Annotated in this window: 19 protein-coding genes; 12 read left to right on the plus strand and 7 right to left on the minus strand. The window is 63.7% G+C overall.

All coding sequences use genetic code 11. The features are described from left to right. Position 1: 1 nt before the first annotated feature. Both BRA471DRAFT_RS28865 and BRA471DRAFT_RS28870 read right to left on the minus strand, forming a co-directional pair. Positions 2-445, minus strand: coding sequence for a DUF4399 domain-containing protein (locus BRA471DRAFT_RS28865; protein WP_007613778.1), 444 nt, complete (start codon positions 443-445; stop codon positions 2-4). Positions 446-462: 17 nt separating this feature from the next. After that, positions 463-2,025: an SUMF1/EgtB/PvdO family nonheme iron enzyme gene (locus tag BRA471DRAFT_RS28870; protein ID WP_007613780.1), complete on the minus strand. Its 1,563-nt coding sequence runs from the start codon at positions 2,023-2,025 to the stop codon at positions 463-465. A gap of 304 nt (positions 2,026-2,329) precedes the next feature. Between BRA471DRAFT_RS28870 and BRA471DRAFT_RS28875 the strand changes: the two genes are divergently transcribed. From BRA471DRAFT_RS28875 to BRA471DRAFT_RS28900, 6 genes are all read left to right on the plus strand, one after another. After that, entirely contained in the window at positions 2,330-2,950 is a 621-nt protein-coding gene (locus tag BRA471DRAFT_RS28875; protein ID WP_007613782.1) for a hypothetical protein, read from the plus strand. Positions 2,951-2,981: 31 nt separating this feature from the next. After that, positions 2,982-3,431 (plus strand): DsrE family protein, encoded by a 450-nt coding sequence (locus BRA471DRAFT_RS28880; RefSeq protein ID WP_007613784.1) that lies wholly within the window; start codon positions 2,982-2,984, stop codon positions 3,429-3,431. 216 nt (positions 3,432-3,647) lie between these two features. After that, positions 3,648-3,974 carry a helix-turn-helix transcriptional regulator gene (locus tag BRA471DRAFT_RS28885; RefSeq protein WP_007613785.1) on the plus strand — a complete coding sequence of 109 codons (327 nt, stop codon included), beginning with the start codon at positions 3,648-3,650 and terminating at the stop codon, positions 3,972-3,974. After that, complete coding sequence (locus BRA471DRAFT_RS28890; RefSeq protein WP_007613786.1) at positions 3,971-4,402, plus strand: SRPBCC domain-containing protein; 432 nt, start codon at positions 3,971-3,973, stop codon at positions 4,400-4,402. Before BRA471DRAFT_RS28885 ends, BRA471DRAFT_RS28890 begins: the two co-directional genes overlap by 4 nt. A gap of 42 nt (positions 4,403-4,444) precedes the next feature. Next, the gene (locus BRA471DRAFT_RS28895) at positions 4,445-4,663 is read left to right on the plus strand and encodes a hypothetical protein (protein WP_007613787.1); all 219 of its coding nucleotides are present in this window, start codon (positions 4,445-4,447) and stop codon (positions 4,661-4,663) included. A gap of 2 nt (positions 4,664-4,665) precedes the next feature. Beyond that, on the plus strand, positions 4,666-5,112 hold the full coding sequence (locus tag BRA471DRAFT_RS28900; RefSeq protein WP_007613789.1) for a DUF1801 domain-containing protein: 447 nt from the start codon (positions 4,666-4,668) through the stop codon (positions 5,110-5,112). A gap of 229 nt (positions 5,113-5,341) precedes the next feature. On the opposite strand, the gene BRA471DRAFT_RS28905 is transcribed toward BRA471DRAFT_RS28900, so the two are convergent. From BRA471DRAFT_RS28905 to BRA471DRAFT_RS28920, 4 genes are all read right to left on the minus strand, one after another. Further along, entirely contained in the window at positions 5,342-6,877 is a 1,536-nt protein-coding gene (locus tag BRA471DRAFT_RS28905; protein ID WP_007613791.1) for a SpoVR family protein, read from the minus strand. Further along, positions 6,874-8,151 (minus strand): YeaH/YhbH family protein, encoded by a 1,278-nt coding sequence (locus tag BRA471DRAFT_RS28910; protein WP_179950138.1) that lies wholly within the window; start codon positions 8,149-8,151, stop codon positions 6,874-6,876. Before BRA471DRAFT_RS28910 ends, BRA471DRAFT_RS28905 begins: the two co-directional genes overlap by 4 nt. Before the next feature lie 19 nt (positions 8,152-8,170). Next, a complete protein-coding gene (locus BRA471DRAFT_RS28915; protein ID WP_007595704.1) occupies positions 8,171-10,114 on the minus strand; it encodes a PrkA family serine protein kinase in 1,944 nt (647 codons plus the stop codon). A 299-nt stretch (positions 10,115-10,413) separates the two neighbouring features. Beyond that, the gene (locus BRA471DRAFT_RS28920; RefSeq protein WP_007613795.1) at positions 10,414-11,043 is read right to left on the minus strand and encodes a hypothetical protein; all 630 of its coding nucleotides are present in this window, start codon (positions 11,041-11,043) and stop codon (positions 10,414-10,416) included. 328 nt (positions 11,044-11,371) lie between these two features. Here BRA471DRAFT_RS28920 and BRA471DRAFT_RS28925 point away from each other — a divergent pair, with 328 nt between their 5' ends. The 6 genes from BRA471DRAFT_RS28925 to BRA471DRAFT_RS28950 are packed head-to-tail and all read left to right on the plus strand — an operon-like array spanning position 11,372 to position 18,886. Further along, a complete protein-coding gene (locus BRA471DRAFT_RS28925; RefSeq protein ID WP_007613797.1) occupies positions 11,372-14,221 on the plus strand; it encodes a bifunctional transaldolase/phosoglucose isomerase in 2,850 nt (949 codons plus the stop codon). 13 nt (positions 14,222-14,234) lie between these two features. Next, positions 14,235-15,233 carry a phosphogluconate dehydrogenase (NAD(+)-dependent, decarboxylating) gene (gnd, locus tag BRA471DRAFT_RS28930; RefSeq protein WP_007613798.1) on the plus strand — a complete coding sequence of 333 codons (999 nt, stop codon included), beginning with the start codon at positions 14,235-14,237 and terminating at the stop codon, positions 15,231-15,233. Between the two features lie 28 nt (positions 15,234-15,261). Further along, the gene (gene zwf, locus BRA471DRAFT_RS28935) at positions 15,262-16,773 is read left to right on the plus strand and encodes a glucose-6-phosphate dehydrogenase (RefSeq protein ID WP_007613799.1); all 1,512 of its coding nucleotides are present in this window, start codon (positions 15,262-15,264) and stop codon (positions 16,771-16,773) included. Then, on the plus strand, positions 16,770-17,522 hold the full coding sequence (gene pgl / locus BRA471DRAFT_RS28940; protein WP_007613801.1) for a 6-phosphogluconolactonase: 753 nt from the start codon (positions 16,770-16,772) through the stop codon (positions 17,520-17,522). The genes zwf and pgl overlap by 4 nt, the downstream gene beginning before the upstream one ends. Then, the gene (locus BRA471DRAFT_RS28945; RefSeq protein ID WP_007613802.1) at positions 17,509-18,039 is read left to right on the plus strand and encodes a gluconokinase; all 531 of its coding nucleotides are present in this window, start codon (positions 17,509-17,511) and stop codon (positions 18,037-18,039) included. Before pgl ends, BRA471DRAFT_RS28945 begins: the two co-directional genes overlap by 14 nt. Before the next feature lie 34 nt (positions 18,040-18,073). Next, the gene (locus tag BRA471DRAFT_RS28950; protein ID WP_007613804.1) at positions 18,074-18,886 is read left to right on the plus strand and encodes a Cof-type HAD-IIB family hydrolase; all 813 of its coding nucleotides are present in this window, start codon (positions 18,074-18,076) and stop codon (positions 18,884-18,886) included. A gap of 213 nt (positions 18,887-19,099) precedes the next feature. Here BRA471DRAFT_RS28950 and BRA471DRAFT_RS28955 read toward each other — a convergent pair whose 3' ends face one another. Beyond that, a complete protein-coding gene (locus BRA471DRAFT_RS28955; RefSeq protein ID WP_007613806.1) occupies positions 19,100-20,902 on the minus strand; it encodes a glycoside hydrolase family 15 protein in 1,803 nt (600 codons plus the stop codon). Positions 20,903-20,921: the final 19 nt, after the last annotated feature.

The raw sequence follows: 20,921 nt of genomic DNA on the forward strand, positions 1-20,921 counted from the left end.
CCTACCGCGCCGTGGCGGGCTGCCTGACACGTATGGTGATCTTCTCCGACACGATCGGCGGCTCGAACGGATAGTGCCTGGCATCGCCCAGCACGAGTTGAAGCGTGTGCGTCCCGGGCGGAAGCTCGAGCAGCGTTTCGGTCTGCCCTGCCCCGAAATGCAGATGCGACTTGTCCTGCAGGATCGGCTCCTTGGGATCGATGGGGTCGTTGACGTCGATCAGCAAATGATGGTGACCGGCGTTCTGATACTCGTCGCCGGCATGGGTCACTCCCATGTTGCGCAAGCCGAACCGGACCCAGAATCCGCCGCGGACCTTCTGCCCGTCATGCGGGGTGATGAAATAGAGCTTTGCGTCCTTGGGAGCTGCCTTGCCTTGCGAAAAGGCTGCCCCCGGGAGCAATGCGAGCGCCGCTGCCAGCGCGACGCAACGAAGGATCTGCATCAAACCAACTCCTCCACTCAAGGACTGAGCGCCACGCGGAACCCGTGCGTGGGGTAACGAACATTGGTGTCGTAGCCATCGCGGTTGGACGGCCGCACATATCTCGAATCGTTCTTCCAGGAGCCCGAGCGCAGGACATGAGCGCTGCAGTCCCCGCTGCTCCATGCCGAGCCGTCGGTGGGCGCGCCCTGATAGGTCTTGTGCCAGCAGTCCTCGACCCATTGATCGACACCGCCGCCCATGTCGTGGAGCCCGAACGGATTCGGCCTGAAGCTACCGACCTTCGCCGGCTGCTCGGCGGCGAGATCACCGCAATCCTTGCAACCTGCCATGCCCGGCTGCAGCTTGTCGCCCCACCAATATTTGGTCTGCGTTCCGCCCCGCGCGGCATATTCCCATTCGGCTTCGCTCGGAAGCCGATAAGTCTTCTTCGTCGCCTGAGCGAGATAGGCCGCATATTGCTGCGCGTCGGTCCAGCTCACATTGCCGACCGGCGCATCGTCCTTGCCGATAGCCGTGAAGCCGCACGCCTTTGCAGCGGCGCACTCGTTCCATTCCTGCACGGTCACCGGATATTTGCCGATCGAGAACGGCTTGACCGTCACCTGATGGACAGGACGCTCGGTCGGGTCGTCATTGCTTCCCATCGCAAAGCTGCCCCCGCGAATGGCGACCATCTCGGGTTCGCGGGCGGGGGGTGCCGATTGACTTGTCGATTGACTTGTCGACTGACTTGGCGCGGGAGCGGGCGACGGAGATGACGAAGCCGAGGGGGGAGATGGCTGCGGCGTCTGAGGCGCCGCTTCGCGCGGCGAGGGCTGCGGGCTCGGTGATGCGGCAGGAGAAGCGTTAGGAGAAACGGTAGTGACGGCAGCCTGCTCGCCCACCCTGCCCGGTGCCTGAGCCAGCAGATACCACAGCACGCCGGCGGCCATCACCGACAGCGTGATCCCCAGCAGAAAGATCAGGGCATTCTCGCGCCGCCCCCGCGTCCTGCCGACCGCGTCTGCATCCGGCAGCACTTTATAGACGCGCACGGGATCGGTGATGTTCTTGACTTTGCGGTCCCCGAGCGACTCGTAGCCGCACACGACCTTGTGCTTGATCTGCTCGTAGATCGCGCCGGAGATAAAGACCTGGCCTGGCTCGGCGATGCCCTCGATGCGCGTCGCGATGTTGACACCATCGCCGTAGACGTCATCAGGCTCCACGATGACGTCACCGAGATTGACGCCAATCCGGTACTCGATCCGGGTCTCCTTCGCAAGCGAGGCGTTGCGGCCGATGAGATTCTGCTGGATGACGATGCTGCAGCGGACGGCCTCGACCGGGCTGTCGAAAATCGCGATGAAGCCATCGCCCGTCGTCTTCACCAGACTTCCGTGGTGCTCGACGATGCTGGGCTGGATGAGATCCCGCTCGATCCGTTTGACGCGGACGTGCGTGCCCTCCTCGTCGGCCTGCATCAGCCGGCTGTAGGAAGCGATGTCACCGACAATGATGGCCGCGAGACGACGAGGCATAGGGCCGTGCGAAGGCGGCTCGTCATTCCCGGATCTGAAGTTGCGAATTTCGCCCATTGCGGGGGACTCCACACACTCACGAAGGCAGACCCCAGCCTACGACTGCCAAAGGCGATCGTCTGTGAAGGCTATCACATCGATGAAATCGGGCAATCTCGGAGCGAACGGAGGGCGTCCAGTTCCGGTAGTCGAAGGCGCCACATCGAATGAACCTTCATGACCCCACCGATGACTAATGCCCGGCGTGGAACCTCATCCTCCCTCCGCCCAGCTAAGATCATGTCAGATGTGCGAACGTTGAACGCGTCGCACCTGGGCCGCGTCTACAGCGTACAGCTCAGCTGCTGCATTCGAGGCCATCATGAAGCTTTCTCTCGTTGCTGCCGTCTTGTTTGCCGCGCTTGGCGGCGCCGCTCACGCCGAGGAGGCCGACGATATCCGCGAAGCCAGCAAGGCCGAAGCCGAGACCTTCAACGCGCGCATGTATGCCGGCACACCCGGCAACAAGGCCTATGCCTGCTTCGTGCGGCGCTACGATGCCGAGCACCTGGCACGTCATCCGAAGCAGAAGGTCGCCGCGATGAAGCTGCTGATCTCGGCGGAGATGGACACCGAAGACAAGCAGCTCCACAACTCCTTCCGCCTCGGCTTCAGATATCGTCACCGTTCCGGCGATTTCGACTCCAGCGGCTCCTGTCATCACGCCGTGTTCACCAAGGACGGCACCGAAATCCGCCTCGGTTGCGGCGTCGACTGCGAGGGCGGCGGCATCGGCGTCGCGCTCTCGAAGGACGACAAATCGGCGATCGTGCGGCTCGCGCGGGTCAGGGTCTGGCAGAACAACAAGCCGGATGAGGATGCCGAACTGTCACTGGTCGCCGGGGCCGATGACGGGATTTTCCGCCTAGATCGAACGGACAACAAGGAATGCGCCTCGCTCGTGACCGACCGCAAGGAACTCGCCGCGCTCCGCCACAAATGATATGTGTCCGGCGCAATCGACGGAGATCGTCATGAACCGCCGGAACATGTTGTGCAGCGCCGTCTCGGGCCTGGGCGCGGCGCTTGGCGCCTCCAGCGCGAAGGCCGCGACGGACGCCGGCACGGGCAACAAGCTGAAGGTGGTGTATCATTTGAGCGATGCCGAGAAGGTCAACTTCGTGCTCGGCAACATCCAGAACCACATCGAGGGCGTCGGCGGCCCGGACCATGTGACGATCGCGCTGGTGATCCACGGGCCGGCGCTGAAGGCGTTTCATTCGGCGCAGGCCAATCCTGACATCAGCAAGCGCGTCGGCGATTTCTCCAAGGACGGCGTCGAGCTCGCCGCCTGCGGCAACACGATGAAGGCGCAAAACGTCACGCTCGCGGATCTCCTGCCGGGCTTCGTCAGCGCGGAGAAGGGCGGTGTGGTCCGTTTGGCCGAGCTCCAGTCGCAGGGCTATCTCTATCTGCGGCCGTAGGGGCGCGGGAGGCGCCGCTACATCGTCCGTCATTGCGAGCGCAGCGAAGCAATCCAGTCCCTCCACGGAGGCAGACTGGATTGCTTCGTCGCAAGGGCTCCTCGCAATGACGGCGGAGCGGGTTGCGCGAGCGAGTACCACACGCTCGCAACGCGCTTGACACATCCATAACTCCACGGTTATGAATATATCCATAACTTACAGGTTATGGATTGCATGCCCGCCGCCGCTCACGATCTTCTGTTCAGGACGCTCGCCGACCCCACCCGTCGGGCGATCTTCGAGCGATTGTGCCGCGAGGGCGAACAGACGGTCGGGGCTCTGACGGCACTGTCGGGTGTGTCTCAGCCCGCGGTCTCAAAACATCTCGGCGCGTTGAAGCAGGCTGGCCTCGTGCGCGACCGGCATCAAGGGCGGCAGACGCATTACAGCGCCCAGCCCGGCGCGCTCAATCCGCTGATCGACTGGACCAGCCAGATGGCCGGATTCTGGCAAAGCCGGCTCGACGCGCTCGACGATCTCCTGAAGAGGATGGACCAATGAACGAATCCGCGACCGAAACCCGTTCCGTCGTCATCGAGCGCGAATTTGCCTTTCCGGCAGAGCGGATCTGGCGCGCGCTGACGCAGCCGCATCTGATCGAGGAATGGCTGATGAAGAACGATTTCAAGCCGACCGTGGGCCACCGCTTCAACCTTCACGGCGAGTGGGGCGGCGTACTGGACTGCGAGGTCCTCACCATCGAGCCGCAGAAGACGCTCGCCTACACCTGGAATTTCTCGCACGACGACGCAGCTTTCGACCTCAAGAGCGTCGTGACCTTCACGCTGACTCCGACGGGCGCCGGCACGCATCTGCGTGTCGAGCAAGCGGGCTTCAGCCCGACGCAGAAGCAGGCTTTCGGCGGCGCGCACGCCGGCTGGAAGCAGTTTCTCGCCAAGCTGGACGAACTGCTGGCAAGGGCAGACTAGCGGCCGCCGGCCTTCATTCGATCATCTCAAGAGGAGGTTTCATTGACCGGAAACATGTGGGTTCGGCAGATCCATCGCTGGCTGTCGATCGCTTTCACGCTTGCCGTCATCGCCAACATCGTCGCCCTGACGCTGCAAGTCCAGGCGACGTGGATCGGCTTGCTCGCCTTCGTCCCATTGATCCCGTTGCTTGCGACCGGGCTCTACATGGTCGCGCTGCCATATCTCGGCCGCGGCCGCGGCGCCCGACAAGAGGCGTGAACATGAAGAAGGCTGTGACCGCGAAAACCAGCAGCGCGACGAAGACGGATGGCGCTTCGCCATCCAGGATGATCGACGGCAGGATCAAGGAGCTCGGTGACTGGCGCGGCGACATGCTCGGGCGAATCCGCGGCCTCATCAAAGAGGCCGACCCTGATGTCGTCGAGGAATGGAAATGGCGCGGCGTTCCGGTGTGGGAGCACGACGGCATCATCTGTACCGGCGAGACCTACAAGGCCGTGGTGAAGATGACCTTTGCCAAGGGCGCGGCGCTGGACGATCCGGCGGGCCTGTTCAATTCCAGCCTCGACGGCAACGTGCGGCGCGCGATCGATATTCGCGAAGGTGAGAAGATCAACGAGAAGGCGTTGAAGGCGCTGATCCGCGCAGCGGTGGAGCTGAACGCGTCCAAAGCCAAGAAGAAGCCGGAGAAGAAGCGATCGACTTAGAGCACTTGAGTCGAGATGAATTCTCGGCGGCGGCCAGAGCAGGCGCCTCGTCCTTCGAGACGACCGCTCCGCGGTCTCCTCAGGATGAGGCTAGGCAGCGTCCCTATCTGTCGAAATTGCAGCCGCAGACTCCGTCCTCATCCTGAGGGCCCGCCAAAGGCGGGCGTCTCGAAGGATGGACAGCGGGCGAGCTGTCCGCCACATCGAAGCTCCAGGCGTGACGTCAGCGTCAGGCCACCGCCGAGATCGGGCGCGGGCTCACGACGTATTCGCGCAGCACCTTGTCGTTGGCGTCGACCTCGATCAGTGCGACGTCGTAGGTCCAGAGATCGGCCAGATGCTGGAGCACGCGCTTGGCGTCGGTCTCGTTGAGCTGCGCGCCCTTGATGACATGGTGATGCAGGATCAGCCGCCGGTCCCCGGAGAGATCGACGTCGACCACCTCGATATTCGCGTCGATGTAGCCGACATCGTGCTGCCGTGCCAACTCGCGCCGGACGCGGCGGAAGCCGCGCTCGTCGTGAATGGCGTCGACCCGGATGCCGGCGCGTTCCTCGGGATCATCGTGCAAGTGGAACATGCGGAGGTGCCGCATCAGCTTCGGACTCAGGAACTGGGCGATAAAACTCTCGTCGCGGTAGTTGGCCCAGACGTCGCGCAGCACGCCCATCACGTCGTTCTTGCCGGCGATGTCCGGGAACCACTCGCGGTCCTCGTCTTCCGGCCGGGTGACGATGCGCTCGATGTCCTGCATCATGGCGAAGCCGAGCGCATAGGGATTAAAGCCGGAAAAGCGCTGGTCGTCGAATTCGGGCTGGAACACGACGTTGGTGTGCGACTGCAGGAATTCGAGGAAATTGCCGTCGCTGATGCGGCCCTGCTGATGCAGCTTGGTCATGATGCGATAGTGGACGTAGGTCGCCGTCCCCTCGTTCATCACCTTGGTCTGGCTCTGCGGATAGAAATATTGCGCGATGTGGCGGACGATGCGCAACAGCTCGCGCTGCCAGGGCGCCAGCCGCGGCGCGCTCTTCTCCAGGAAATACAGCAGGTTTTCTTGCGGCAGGCCGAGCAGCTTGCGGCGGCGTTCGATGCTGAGCGCGGACCGGGTCTTGCTCTTTCCCGCCGGCACGGTGCGCCAGAGGTCGTTGAAGACCTCCTCCTCGTGCTGGCGGCGGCGCCCTGCCCGCTTCTCTTCGGCGCGGAGGTCGAGCTTCTTCTTGCCGGGATAGCGATCGATCCCGTGCGACATCAGCGCATGCGCGGCATCGAGGGTGCGCTCGACCTCGACCCGGCCGTAGCGATCCTCGCATTGCATGACGTAGTTCTTGGCGAAATCCAGATAATCCAGGATGCCGTCGGCGTCGGTCCACTGCTTGAACAGATAGTTGTTCTTGAAGAAATGATTGTGCCCGAAGGCGGCGTGCGCGATCACCAGGGTCTGCATCGTCGCCGTGTTCTCCTCCATCAGGTAGGAGATGCAGGGCGAGGAGTTGATCACGATCTCATAGGCAAGACCCATGAGGCCCTTGCGGTATGAGGCCTCGTGATACGCGAAGTGTTTTCCGAACGACCAGTGCTTGTAGAACAGCGGCATGCCGACGGACGAATAGGCGTCCAGCATCTGCTCGGCGGTGATCACCTCGATCTGGTTCGGATAGACGTCGAGCCCGAGATCTTTCGTCGCCACCTCCTCGCAGGCATCCGTGATGCGCTGCAAGGTGTGAAAATCCCAATCGGCGCCTTCGAACAAGCGTTCCGTCATGGAGCGGCTTTCTCCTGGGCAGTGTCGCGGCGCTGAAACAGATCGTGGAACACCGGAAAAATCTCGCTGCGCTCGCTGACCTTGCGCATCGAGAGCGGTGCGCCGCTGTTGCGCAGGCGCTCGTAGAGGGTCCAGAGCGAGGAGTCGGACAGATCGAAGGCGCTGCCGCCGGACTCGCCGACCTCGAGATATGCGAAGAACTGGCAGACCGGCAGGATCTTGTCGGTGAGCAGCATGCCCGCGAGCTCGCCGTCGGAATAGGAATTGTCGCCGTCGGATGCCTGCGCAGCGTAGATATTCCAGTCCGACGGGCTGAAGCGTTCGCGCACGATCTCGTGCATCGCCTGCAGGGCGCTGGAGACCAGCGTGCCGCCGGAAGCCGGGCCATAGAAGAAGGTCTGCTCGTCCACCTCCTCGGCGCGATCGGTATGGCGGATGAAGACGATGTCGACATGCTTGTAGCGGCGCTTCAGGAATACGTAGAGCAGCATGTAGAAGCGCTTGGCGAGATCCTTCATGTGCTCGGACATCGAGCCCGACACGTCCATCAGGCAGAACATCACGGCCTGGGCAACGGGCTTGGGCACCGTCTCGAAGCGCCGGTAGCGGATGTCGAGCGGATCGATGAAGGGAATACGCTTGGACTTCGCCTTCAATTTCTCGAGCTGGGCCATCAGCACCAGACGCTCGTCCTCATCCGCGCATGCGGCGATGGCGGATTCCAGCTCCTCGATCTCCTCCTTGCTGGGACGCTTGAGCGCGATACGGCGCGCCATTGCGCGCCGAACCGTCCGGCTCACCGAGATGTTGGATGGCGAGCCCGACGTGGTGTAGCCGGCGCGCTGGATGCCCTCGCTCTCGGTCTGCGCGATCTTGCGCTTGGCGAGATCGGGAAGTTCGAGATCGTCAAGGAAGAGATCGACGAATTCGTCGCGGCTCAGCACGAAGCGGAAGGCGTCCTCGCTGTCGCCTTCGCCCGGACCGGAATCCTTGGCGCTGCCCTGGCCGGAGCGCTGGAGATAGTCGCCCTCGATGAACTTCTTGTTCCCGGGCAGCACCATGTCCCGCGTTCCGCCGTCGCGGCGGAACCGCGGCTCGTGCATGCCGTCGAGCGGAATGGTGACCTCGCCACCCTCCAGGACGTCCTTGATGTCGCGTTCCTGCGAGGTCTTCTTGACGGCGCCCTGCACCAGGGATTTGGCCCGACGCAAGAACCGCTGCCGGTTCTCGAGACTCTTGCCGCCTGGGTTCAGGCGCCTGTCAATAATGTGAATCGGCACTTTTCCATCCGCCTCAACCGGCCTGCTTCACGCGCATGTACCATTCGACGAGCCGGCGAACCTGACGCTCGGTGTAGCCGCGCTCCACCATGCGTGCGACGAACTCGCCGTGCTTCTTCTCCGTCTCGCCGTCCTTCTTCGACCCGAAGGAGATGACCGGAAGCAGGTCCTCGACCTGGGAGAATATCCGCTTTTCGATCACATCGCGAATCTTCTCGTAGGAGATCCAGGTCGGATTCTTGCCGCCGTTCTGGGCGCGCGACCGTAACGAGAATTTGACCACCTCGTTGCGGAAATCCTTGGGGTTGGCGATGCCCGCCGGCTTCTCGATCTTGGTCAATTCCTGGTTCAAGAGTTCGCGATCAAGCAGCTGGCCGGTGTCGGCGTCCTTGAAATCCTGGTCCTCGATCCAGGCATCGGCGTAGTCGACGTAGCGGTCGAACAGGTTCTGGCCGTAATCCGAGTAGGATTCGAGATAAGCCTTCTGGATCTCGTTGCCGATGAACTCGGCATAACGCGGTGCAAGGTCGGCCTTGATGAATTCGAGGTAGCGCTTCTCGACTTCCTCGGGCAGCTGCTCGCGCTTGATCGATTGCTCCAGCGCGTACATCAGATGAACGGCGTCGGCGGCGACTTCCTGCGGATCGTGGTTGAAGGTCGCAGCCAGGATCTTGAAGGCAAAGCGGGTGGACACACCGTCCATGCCCTCGTCGACGCCGGCGGCATCGCGATACTCCTGGACGCTGCGCGCCTTCGGATCGGTCTCCTTCAGGCTCTCGCCGTCGTAGACCCTCATCTTGGCGTAGGTCGTGGAATTTTCGTGCTTGCGCAGGCGCGACATCACCGAGAACCGCGCCAGCGTTTCCAGCGTCGCGGGCGCGCAAGGCGCGGCCGCGAGCTCGGATCCCTGGATCAGCTTCTCGTAGATCTTCTGCTCCTCCGTGATCCGCAGGCAGTACGGCACCTTGATCACGCAGATACGGTCGATGAAGGCCTCGTTGTTCTTGTTGGCCTTGAAGCTCGACCACTCCGCTTCGTTGGAGTGCGCGAGGATGACGCCGGTGAACGGGATCGCGCCGATGTTCTCGGTGCCGATGTAGTTGCCTTCCTGCGTCGCGGTGAGCAGCGGGTGCAGCATCTTGATCGGCGCCTTGAACATCTCGACGAACTCGAGCACGCCCTGGTTGGCGCGGTTGAGGCCGCCGGAATAGCTGTAGGCGTCGGGATCGTTCTGCGCGTAGGTTTCGAGCTTGCGGATGTCGACCTTGCCGACCAGCGAGGAGATGTCCTGGTTGTTCTCGTCACCCGGCTCGGTCTTGGCGATCCCGATCTGGCGCAGCCGCGACGGCTGGATTTTTGCGACCCGAAACTGGGAAATGTCGCCGCCGAAGGCTTCCAGCCGCTTGTAGCACCACGGGCTCATCAGGCCGGTGAGACGGCGGCGCGGAATGCCGTATTTCTCTTCCAGCATCGGTCCGAGCTGATCCGGATCGAACAGGCTGAGCGGGCTTTCGAACACGGGCGAGAGCTCGTCGCCGGCCTTGAGCACGTAGATCGGGTGCACTTCCATCAGCGACTTGAGCCGCTCGGCGAGCGAGGATTTGCCGCCGCCGACCGGACCGAGCAGATACAGGATCTGCTTGCGCTCTTCGAGGCCCTGCGCCGCGTGACGGAAGAAACCGACGATGCGCTCGATGGTTTCTTCCATGCCGTAGAAGCCGGCGAAGGCCGGATAGGTGCGGATCGTGCGGTTCAAAAAAATACGGCCAAGGCGTGGGTCCTTGGCCGTGTCAATCGTCTGGGGCTCACCGATCGCTGCTAGCAGTCGTTCGGCCGCGTTCGCATATTTCATGGGATCGCTTCGACACGATTCCAGATATTCCGCCATCGACATGTCGTGTTGGCTTCTCGCCTCGAACGACTTAGCGAAAGCGTTGAATAGAGAATCGTTGTACATGATCCCTCTCCGCGTGAGTTCCGCTACACAATTGAACGAAAGCAGCGACCGGACCGTTCCTTAGCGCCACTCTCGAATCAGCGTGAGCACATGACGATCATTCGACACCCGGGCGCCTTCTCGGCGCAACGCACAACGTAGGCACAGGGTGAGTTACGAACAGGCACCTGCCTGATATTTGAGCGAATCTTTGTCTATATTGGCTCATTTCCAGAAAATGTCACTCGCTCGCAACATCCGGGCATTACCGGGGATGCGTTCATCCGGCGCCGCATCATAGCCGTCTGCGAACGGCGATCTTATGACGCTTGTACGGCGAAGCCTTGGGTGCCGCGTTCATCTTCCTGCTGCAATGCGGTGCGCGGACCGCCGGCGGCCTGACAGTCGCGGCAAGCGCGCAGCAGTGTATCAAAATCGGTCGCCAGGCCGTCCGACCGGATGACGATGCGATCGTCCGTCACACCGCGGGCCAAGCCGCGGATGCTGCAGAGCTGCCTCTGCAAGGCCGGCGTCGGCGTCAGCACGATCACCTTGCGCCCGCGGCGTTCTTCAGCCGAAATCTCCGCGATCGAGTCCCACAGCAGAAATTCATTGCCGATGCGGAGGTCGCGAATGCCGTAGGTGGTGACGATCACCACCGATCCCCGCTCGGCGGGGAGCATCCAGATCAGCCGACCGGTCATCACGGCGAACGCCACCACGCCGGCATAGCCGACCATCGTGCCGTAGTCGCCAAGAGCGTTCCACCAGCCCAAGGCGAGCGTTGCGCTGAGCAGCGTCATGGCGAAGCCCGCTACGACCAGCAGCCGCAGTCGGGTCGTACATGGACCGATTTCGAGATCGTGGGACGCATCGACGCATCCGGTCGACGTGACCGATTTGAGTCTGTCCGTGACAGCGAGCGCCGGACGGTCATGATGTGCTTGCATGCCTTCCCCCAGCATGGCCATTCGCGACCGAGCCACAATGCATCAGGCGGACCGGAATCCGCTGATGAGTACTCCGCGCAGCCACGAGCGGCGAGGCGAGGCAGCTGGCGTTACACAAGGAGGCCCGGCCGATTCCTCACGGCCAATGACCTTTTACGCAACTTGGCTCCCTCTACGCGGATCGCCATGACCGCGACGGAGTTACACTGGAGGATATGACGCTCATACCCTTGATTGGTTCCCTCAAGGAAGCATGTAAGCTAGAGGATAGCGCGTCAGGACCGGCGCGGAAACCCCTCGCCCGCAGGCTTGGAGATAAATTAGCATCATGAATCCCGTCAAAGAACTGGAAAAGCACGGACAAGCCGTCTGGCTGGACTTCCTGGCCCGTGGCTTCATCGCCAAGGGCGACCTGAAGCGGCTGATCGACACCGACGGCGTCAAGGGCGTCACCTCCAACCCCTCGATCTTCGAGAAAGCGATCGGCAGCTCGGACGAGTACGACGCGCCGATCGGCAAGGCGTTGAAGCGCGGCGATCGGTCGGTCGCCGACCTGTTCGAGGCCGTCGCGGTCGAGGACATCCAGAACGCCGCCGACGTGCTGCGCCCGGTCTACGACCGCCTCAAGGGCGGCGACGGCTATGTCAGCCTGGAAGTCTCGCCTTATCTGGCGATGGACACCGCCGGCACGGTCACCGAGGCGCGGCGGCTCTGGAAGGACGTCAACCGCAAGAACCTGATGGTGAAGGTGCCGGCCACGCCGGAGGGCCTGCCGGCGATCGAGACCCTGATCGGCGACGGCATCAGCATCAACATCACGCTGTTGTTCTCCAGGGACGTCTATCTGCAAGTCGCCGAGGCCTATCTCGCCGGTCTGGAGAAATACGTCGCAGGTGGCGGCGACCCCTCGCACGTGGCGAGCGTGGCGAGCTTTTTCGTCAGCCGCATCGACTCGGTGGTCGACAAGCAGCTCGACGAGAAAATCGCCCGCGCCAACGATCCGAGCGAAAAGGAACGGCTCGCCGCGCTGAAGGGCAAGGTCGCGATCGCCAATGCGAAGGTCGCCTACCAGGATTACAAGCGCCTGTTCTCGGGTCCCCGCTGGGACAAGCTCGCGGCCAAGGGCGCCAAACCGCAGCGCATGCTGTGGGCCTCGACCGGCACCAAGAACAAGGATTACAGCGACGTTCTCTATGTCGAGGAATTGATCGGTCCCGACACCATCAACACCGTGCCGCCGGCGACGCTGGATGCGTTCCGCGACCACGGCACGCCGCGCGACAGCCTGGAAGAGAATGTCGACGACGCCAGGCGCGTGCTGGAAGAACTGGAACGCTCCGGCGTCTCGCTCGACGCCATCACCGAGGAGCTCGTCAAGGACGGCGTCAAGCAGTTTGCCGACGCCGCCGACAAGCTCTATGGCGCGGTCGCGCACAAGCGCGCCACCGTGCTCGGGCCCGCGATCGACCGCCAGCTGCTCTCGCTCGGCGACGGTCTCGGCAAGGCCGTGGCCAAAAGCACCGAGGAATGGCGCGCGTCGGCCAAGATCCGCCGGCTGTGGCAGCGCGACAAATCGGTCTGGACCGGCACCGACGAGGACAAATGGCTCGGCTGGCTCGACAGCGCCGCCAAGGCCGACGTGGCCGACTATGAGGACTATGCCAGTCGCGTGAAGGGCCAGAAATTCTCCGACGCCGTCGTGCTCGGCATGGGCGGATCAAGCCTCGGGCCGGAGGTGCTGGCCGAGACCTTCGGCAAGAAGCCCGGGTTCCCGAAGCTGCACGTGCTGGATTCCACCGATCCGGCCCAGGTGCGGGCGATGGAGGCCAGGATCGACATCGCCAACACCGTGTTCATCGTCTCCAGCAAGTCTGGCGGCACTACCGAACCGAATGCGATGAAGGATTATTTCCACGAGCGCGTCGCGCAGGCGGTCGGGTCGAAGGTCAAGACCGGCCATCGCTTCATTGCGGTCACCGATCCCGGATCGTCGCTGGAGAAGGCGGCGAAGACGCTGAACTATGCGCGCATCTTCCACGGCGAGCCCTCCATCGGCGGGCGCTATTCGGTGCTCTCGCCGTTCGGCCTGGTGCCGGCGGCAACCGCGGGCGTCGATATCAAGACCTTCATCAAGCACGCGCTTGCGATGGCCCGCTCCTGCGGACCGGACGTGCCGCCAAGTGAGAACCCCGGCGTGCAGCTCGGCCTTGCCATGGGCCATGCAGCGCTCGAAGGCCGCGACAAGGTGACGATCCTGTCGTCGAAGAAGATTGCCGATTTCGGCGCCTGGGCCGAGCAGCTCATCGCGGAATCGACCGGCAAGGACGGCAAGGGCCTGATCCCGATCGACGGCGAGCCGCTGGGCGAGCCCGGGGTCTACGGCAATGACCGGCTCTTCATCGACATTCGTATCGAGGGCGAAGCGGACGCCGCCCATGACTCCCAGCTTGCCGCGATCGAAGCGGCCGGCCATCCCGTCGTGCGCATCGTGATGAAGTCGATCGACCATCTCGGCCAGGAGTTCTTCCGCTTCGAGATGGCAACGGCGGTGGCGGGCAGCATCCTCGGCATCAACCCGTTCGACCAGCCGGACGTGGAAGCGGCCAAGATCAAGACCCGGGAGCTCACCGCCTCGTTCGAAAAGACCGGCGCGCTGCCGGCCGAACGGCCGGTGGTCAGCACCACCGAGGCCGATCTCTACACCGACGAGACCAATGCCGCGGCCCTGCGCGCCGCCGGCGCCAACGGCGACCTCACCTCTTGGCTGAAGGCGCATCTGTCGCGCTCCAACCATGGCGATTATGTCGCCCTGCTCGGCTACATCGCGCGCGACAAGGCGACGATCGACGCGCTCCAGGCCATGCGGCTCGAAGTGCGCGAGAAGCGACATGTCGCGACCTGCGCCGAGTTCGGACCGCGTTTCCTGCACTCGACAGGACAGGCCTACAAGGGCGGCCCCGACAGCGGCGTGTTCCTCCAGATCACCGCCGACGATGCCAGGGACCTGCCGGTGCCCGGCCAGAAGGCCAGCTTCGGCGTGATCAAGGCGGCGCAGGCACGGGGCGACTTCGACGTGCTCACCGAGCGCGGCCGGCGCGCGCTGCGGGTCCACCTGAAGGGCGGGCTCAAGAAAGGTCTCGCGGCGCTCAATGCGGCGCTGAACGACGCACTGAACTAAGGGAATTTCTCAAATGCAACTCGGCATGATCGGCCTCGGCCGGATGGGCGGCAACATCGTTCGCCGCCTGATGCGCCAGGGACATTCGACCGTGGTCTACGACAAGGACGCCAAGGCCGTTGCCGGCCTTGCCGCCGACGGCGCGGTAGGCTCGGCGACGCTCGAGGAATTCATCTCCAAGCTCGAACGGCCGCGCACCGCCTGGGTGATGCTGCCTGCTGGCCGCATTACCGAGCAAACGATCGAGACGATCGCGGGTGCGATGCAGGAAGGCGACGTCATCATCGACGGCGGCAACACGTTCTGGCAGGACGACGTCCGCCGCGGCAAGGCGCTGAAGCAGCGCGGCATCCACTATGTCGATGTCGGCACCTCCGGCGGCGTCTGGGGCCTCGACCGTGGCTATTGCATGATGATCGGCGGCGAGAAACAGGTGGTCGATCGGCTCGATCCGATCTTCGCCGCGCTCGCGCCCGGCGCCGGCGACATTCCACGCACCGAGGGACGTGAGGGGCGCGATCCCCGCATCGAGCAGGGCTACATCCATGCCGGCCCCGTCGGCGCCGGTCATTTCGTCAAGATGATCCACAACGGCATCGAGTACGGCTTGATGCAGGCCTATGCCGAAGGGTTTGACATCCTCAAGAACGCCAACATCGAGGCCTTGCCGACGGATCATCGTTACGATTTCGATCTCGCCGATATTGCCGAAGTGTGGCGGCGCGGCAGCGTGATCCCGTCCTGGCTGCTCGACCTTACGTCGACCGCGCTCGCCGACAGCCCGACACTGACGGAGTATTCCGGTTTCGTCGAGGATTCCGGCGAAGGACGCTGGACCGTGAACGCCGCAATCGACGAGGCCGTGCCGGCCGAAGTCCTGACAGCGGCGCTGTTCGCACGGTTCCGTTCCCGCAAGGAACACACCTTTGCCGAGAAAATTCTCTCAGCGATGCGAGCCGGCTTCGGCGGCCACAAGGAACCGAAGCAGCCGGCTGCTTCGAAGCCGAAATAGCAATGAGCAGAGCGAAGGCCAATCGTTCGTGACAAAAGACCCGCAAGCCAAGCGCAAGCCGGAAAATTGCGCCTTCGTCATCTTTGGTGTCACCGGCGACCTCACCCATCGGCTGGTGATGCCATCGCTCTACAATCTGGCGGCCGAGCATCTGTTACCGGAAAAGTTCTGCGTGGTCGGCGTCGCCCGCCGGGGCCAGTCGGACGACGAGCTGCGCGACAGCCTGTTAAAGGGCTTGCGCCAGTTCGCGACCCGGCCGGTGGACGACGACATTGCCAAGAAGCTGCTGGAATGCGTGACCTTCGTCGAAGCCGACGCAAAGGATCCGCCATCCTTTGATCGCCTGCGCGAGCATCTGGATTCCCTGGAATGCGCGCAGGACACCGGCGGCAACCGGCTGTTCTACCTCGCCACCCCGCCGGCTGCGTTCGCGCCGACCGCGCGCGAGCTCGGCCGCACCGGCATGATGAAGGAGAACGGCGCGTGGCGGCGACTGGTGATCGAAAAGCCGTTCGGCACCGACCTCGCCTCGGCGCGCGCGCTGAATGGCGAACTGCTGAAGATCATGGACGAGCACCAGATCTACCGGATCGATCACTATCTCGGCAAGGAGACGGTGCAGAACATCCTGGTGCTGCGCTTTGCCAACGGCATGTTCGAGCCGATCTGGAATCGCAACCATATCGACCACATCCAGATCACGGTGGAGGAGAAACTCGGCGTCGGCCATCGCGGCGGCTTCTACGATGCCACCGGCGCGTTGCGCGACATGGTGCCGAACCATTTGTTCCAGCTGATGTCGCTGGTCGCGATGGAGCCGCCGGCGCGTTTCGACGCCCATTCCGTGCGCTCCGAGAAGGCCGAGATTCTGACCTCGATTCAGCGCCCGAGCGAAGAGGAAGCGCTGAAGAGCTCGGTGCGCGCCCAATATCTGTCGGGGCGCATCGGCGACGATGAGATCCCGGACTATCGCAAGACCGAGGACGTCAAACCCGGCAGCACCACCGAGACCTATGTCGCGCTGAAACTGATGATCGACAATTGGCGCTGGGCCGGCGTGCCGTTCTATTTGCGCACGGGCAAGGCGCTCGGCCACAAGCGCACCGAGGTCGCGATCAAGTTCAAGCAGGCGCCGCTGTCGATGTTCTCAGGCACCGCTGTCGATCGCCTCTCCCAGAACTTCCTCACGATCGGCATCGCACCGACGGAGACGATCGAGCTCCAGTTCAACGCCAAGATCCCTGGGCCGAGCGTCACCATCGACGGCGTCGAGATGAAGTTTCGCTATGGCGACTATTTCCGGGCCGATCCCTCGACCGGCTACGAGACGCTGATCTACGACTGCATGATCGGCGACAACATCCTGTTCCAGCGCGCCGACGGCATCGAAGCCGGATGGGAGGCGGTGCAGCCGTTCCTGGACGCTTGGAAGAACGCGGGCAGCAACGGCATCGAGACCTATCGAGCCGGCAGCGACGGCCCCGCCTGTGCCGATGAATTGCTCCGCCGCGACGGCCGAAGCTGGCGCAAGTTCTCGTGACGGCGACGGCGGGACAGCCGAAGCTGATCGTCGAGGCCGACGCCGAGGCTCTGGCGCGGGCTGCGGCCGAACGGGTGATGGCGCGAATCGCGGCCAATCCCGGGCGGATCGCGATCTGCCTGACCGGCGGCTCCAGCCCGAGGAGGCTCTACCAGCTGCTGGGCAGCGAGGCCTGGCGCGAAAAAATCCCGTGGGAGCGCATGCACTGGTTCATCGGTGACGAGCGCTTCGTGCCCGAAAGCGATCCCCTCAACAACATGGCGGTCGCGCGCGCGACCTTTCTCGATCGCAACGCGCCCTCCGGCCATGTTCACCCGATCCCGACGACGGCCGACGACCCGGATCAGGGCGCCGAGGCCTATGCGCGCGAGCTGCAGTCTTTCTACGGCGCGGAAAGCCTCGATCCGGCACGGCCGCTGTTCGACATGGTTTTGATGGGCGCGGGCCCGGACGGCCACACGGCTTCGCTCTTCCCGGGCTACCCCGCGATCGAGGAGACGAGACGCTGGGTGGTCGGCGTCCCCAAGGCCAATGTTGCCCCCTTCGTGCCGCGGGTCTCGCTCACCCTGCCCGCGCTGGCGTCCTGCCGCGAAATGCTGTTCGAGATAGCGGGGCACGACAAGCAGCCGATCTTGACGCGCCTGCTCAATGGCGAGACTCTTCCGGCTGTACGCGCGCGCTCGAATGGCGAGACCGTCTGGCTGGTCGACCAGGCCGCGCTTCCGGAGGGAATTCGTGGCGGGCGTTGAAGCACCTTGTGCATTGATCGTGATGGGCGTGTCGGGCTCGGGCAAGAGCACGGTTGCAAAAGCGCTCGGCGAGCGCCTCGGCTGGCGTTTCGAAGACGGCGACAGCTTTCATCCCGCCAGCAATGTCGAGAAGATGCGGGCCGGCCATCCCCTCACCGACGAGGATCGCTGGCCCTGGCTCAACGCCATCGCCGACGAGATCGCTCGGGTCTGTGACAAAGGCGAGCACGTCATCATCGCCTGCTCGGCGCTGAAGCATACTTATCGGGACGTGCTCCTGCGCGGACGCGACGACGTCCGCTTCGTCTTCCTGAGGGGCACGAAGGAGCTGATCGCCGCTCGCCTCGCGCAACGCAAGGGGCACTTCATGCCGCCCGGCCTGCTGACGAGCCAGTTCAACACGCTGGAGCCGCCGGAGGCCGACGAGCACGTGATCACCGTCTCGATCGATGAGTCCGTGGAAGCGATCGTGGACGGCGCGGTGCGGCAGTTGAAACTGGGCGGCGCGAAACGCTGAGGCCAAACACCCAAGAAACACCCAAGGGGCCGTCATGACAAAAATCTCGCTCGTCGTCTCCGACGTCGACGGCACGCTGCTGACAAAGGACAAGACGCTGACCGACCGCGCGAGATCCGCGGTACAGCGTCTGCACCGGGCCGGCATCGGCTTCACGATTACGTCGAGCCGCCCCGCGATCGGCATGCGCTTCCTGATCGAGCCGCTGGCGCTCTGGCTGCCGGTCGGCCCGTTCAATGGCTCCTCGATCGTCGACCCCGAGATGAATCCGGTCGAACAGCATTTGATTCCGCCAGGCGCGGCCGAACGTAGCTTGCAAATCCTCCGCGAGTTCGGCGCCGACATCTGGCTGTTCACCGCCGACAAATGGCTGATCGACAAGCCTGATGGCCAATACGTGGCACATGAGCAGCACACGATCCGCTCCGATCCGACCATCGTCACGGACTTTTCCCCCTACCTTGCGAGCGCCTGCAAGATCGTCGGAGCCAGCGCCGATGCAGCTGGCCTCGAAGCTTGCGAGAAGGCGATGCAGAAGGCGCTCGGCAGCGAGGCGACCGCAGTGCGTTCGCAAACCTATTATCTCGACATCACCCCGCCCGGCTTTGACAAGGGCACCTTCGTGCAAGCCATGGCCAGGCGCCTCGGCATTGCAACGGACGCAGTCGCCACCATCGGCGACATGCAGAACGACCTCGCGATGTTCCGCGTCAGCGGCACCTCGATCGCGATGGGCAACGCGGCCGACAACGTCAAGGACCAGGCCACCCACGTCACCGCGTCCAACGAGCAGGACGGTTTTGCGGAGGCAATGGAGATGATCTTGAAGCGGAACGGGAGTGGTTGAGGCCCGACGGGACGAGACTCGACTGGCGCCGCAATGGAAGTGCGTTCCCTCCCCCCTTGTGGGGGAGGGTTAGGGAGAGGGGTAGCCCAGGAAAAGGTGCCGTTGTTGGTGAAGCACCAGGGGCGGGAGCGCTACCGATAAAATCCCCGTGTGACACCCCCTCCCTGCCCCTCCCCCACAAGGGGGGAGGGAACGGAGAGAGCGCCGCCAACCTCACTTCGACCGCTGCATCGCCGGCTTCTCGCTGCCCTGCCTTGCCGCCGACAGATTATGCGCCGTGTTGACCAGCGCGATATGCGTCAGCGCCTGCGGGAAATTGCCGGACTGACGCTTGGCGCCTGAATCATATTCCTCGGCCAGCAGCCCGACGTCATTCGCGATACCGACCACGCGATCGAACAAGATCTGCGCCTTGTCGAGATCGCCCGCCAGCATATGGGCATCGGCCAGCCAAAGGCTGCAGGCGAGGAAGGCACCCTCGATCGGCTGCTTCTCCTCTGACACTTCGCGCGGATCGTGCCGGAGCACAAAGCCGTCAGGCATCATGTGCTTTTCCATCGCCGCGATGGTGCCGCGAATGCGGGGATCCGACGCGTCGAGGAAGCCGACGGCCGGCAGCAGCAGCACGCTGGCATCGAGCAGCTTCGAGCCGTAGGACTCGACGAAGGCGTTTTCGCTCGCGTCAAAGCCCCTGTTGCAGACGTCGCGATGAATGGCGTCGCGCAAGGTACGCCAGTGCAGCAGCGGGGCCTTGAAACCGAAGGTCTCGGCGCTCTTGATGCCGCGGTCGAAGGCGACCCAGGTCATCACCTTGGAGAAGACGTAGTGCTTCGGCTGTCCGCGCCGCTCCCAGATGCCATGATCGGGCTGGTCCCAGACTTCGGCGAGATGCTTGAGCACGGCGCATTCCAGCGCCCAAGTCGTCTTGTCGTCGAGCTTGAGCTTGGCCATACGCGACTGGTGGAAGGCGTCGATCAGCTCGCCGTAAACGTCGAGCTGGAGCTGCGCATGCGCGGCATTGCCGACGCGCACCGGCTGCGCGCCCTCGTAGCCGTCGAGCCAGGTCGCCTCCCACTCCAACAGCCGCCGCTGGCCCCAGATGCCGTACATGATCTGCATGTTCGCCGGCGAGCCTGCAGCCGCACGCAACAGCCAATTGTGCCAGGCCGAGGCTTCCTCGGTGTAACCCGAGTTCATCAGCGCCAGCAGCGTGAAGGTGGCATCGCGCAGCCAGCAGAAGCGGTAGTCCCAATTCCTGGCGCCGCCGAGCTTCTCCGGCAACGAGGTGGTCGGCGCCGCGACGATGCCGCCGGTCGGACCGAACGTCAGCGCCTTGAGTGTGATCAGCGAGCGCACGATCAGGTCGCGATAGTCGCCATCGCGATTGCAGTGGCTGCACCAGCCCTGCCAGAATTTTTCCGTCTCCTGAAGCGCGAGCTCCGGGTCGATCGGCGGGGGCGGCTCGAGATGCGAGGGGCCGTAGGTCAACACGAACGGCACGGTCTCGCCGGCCTTCACCTCGAAATCGGAAACCGTGGTCAGATCCTCCCCGCGGGTCTTCGCCGGCGTCCGCAGCACGGTCATGTCCTGCCCGGCGACCGCCAGCAGGGAATGGTCGATCCGCCGCACCCACGGAATGTCGACGCCGAAGCCGAAGCGGATCACGAGCTCCATCCGCATCTTCACCGTGCCGCTGACGCCGCGGACCAGCCGCACGATATCCGAGGCCTTGCCGCGCGGCGGCATGAAGTCGATCAGCGCAACGGTGCCACTCTTCGTCTCGAAGCGCGTTTCGAGGATGAGGGTGTCGCCGAGATAGCGGCGCGACGTCGCGGTGACGTCCTCGCCCGGCGCGATCAGCCAGCGCCCGTTCTTGTGCGTGCCGAGGAGCGCGGCAAAGCAGGCGTCGGAATCGAAGGCCGGCCAGCACAGCCAGTCGATCGAGCCGTTGCGGCCGACCAGCGCCGCGGTCTCGCAGTCGCCGATCAGCGCATAGTCCTCGATTTTCTGAGACAATGTCGTGCGAGCCTCGAAA

This window comes from Bradyrhizobium sp. WSM471 (genome assembly GCF_000244915.1).
Taxonomy (GTDB): Bacteria; Pseudomonadota; Alphaproteobacteria; order Rhizobiales; family Xanthobacteraceae; genus Bradyrhizobium.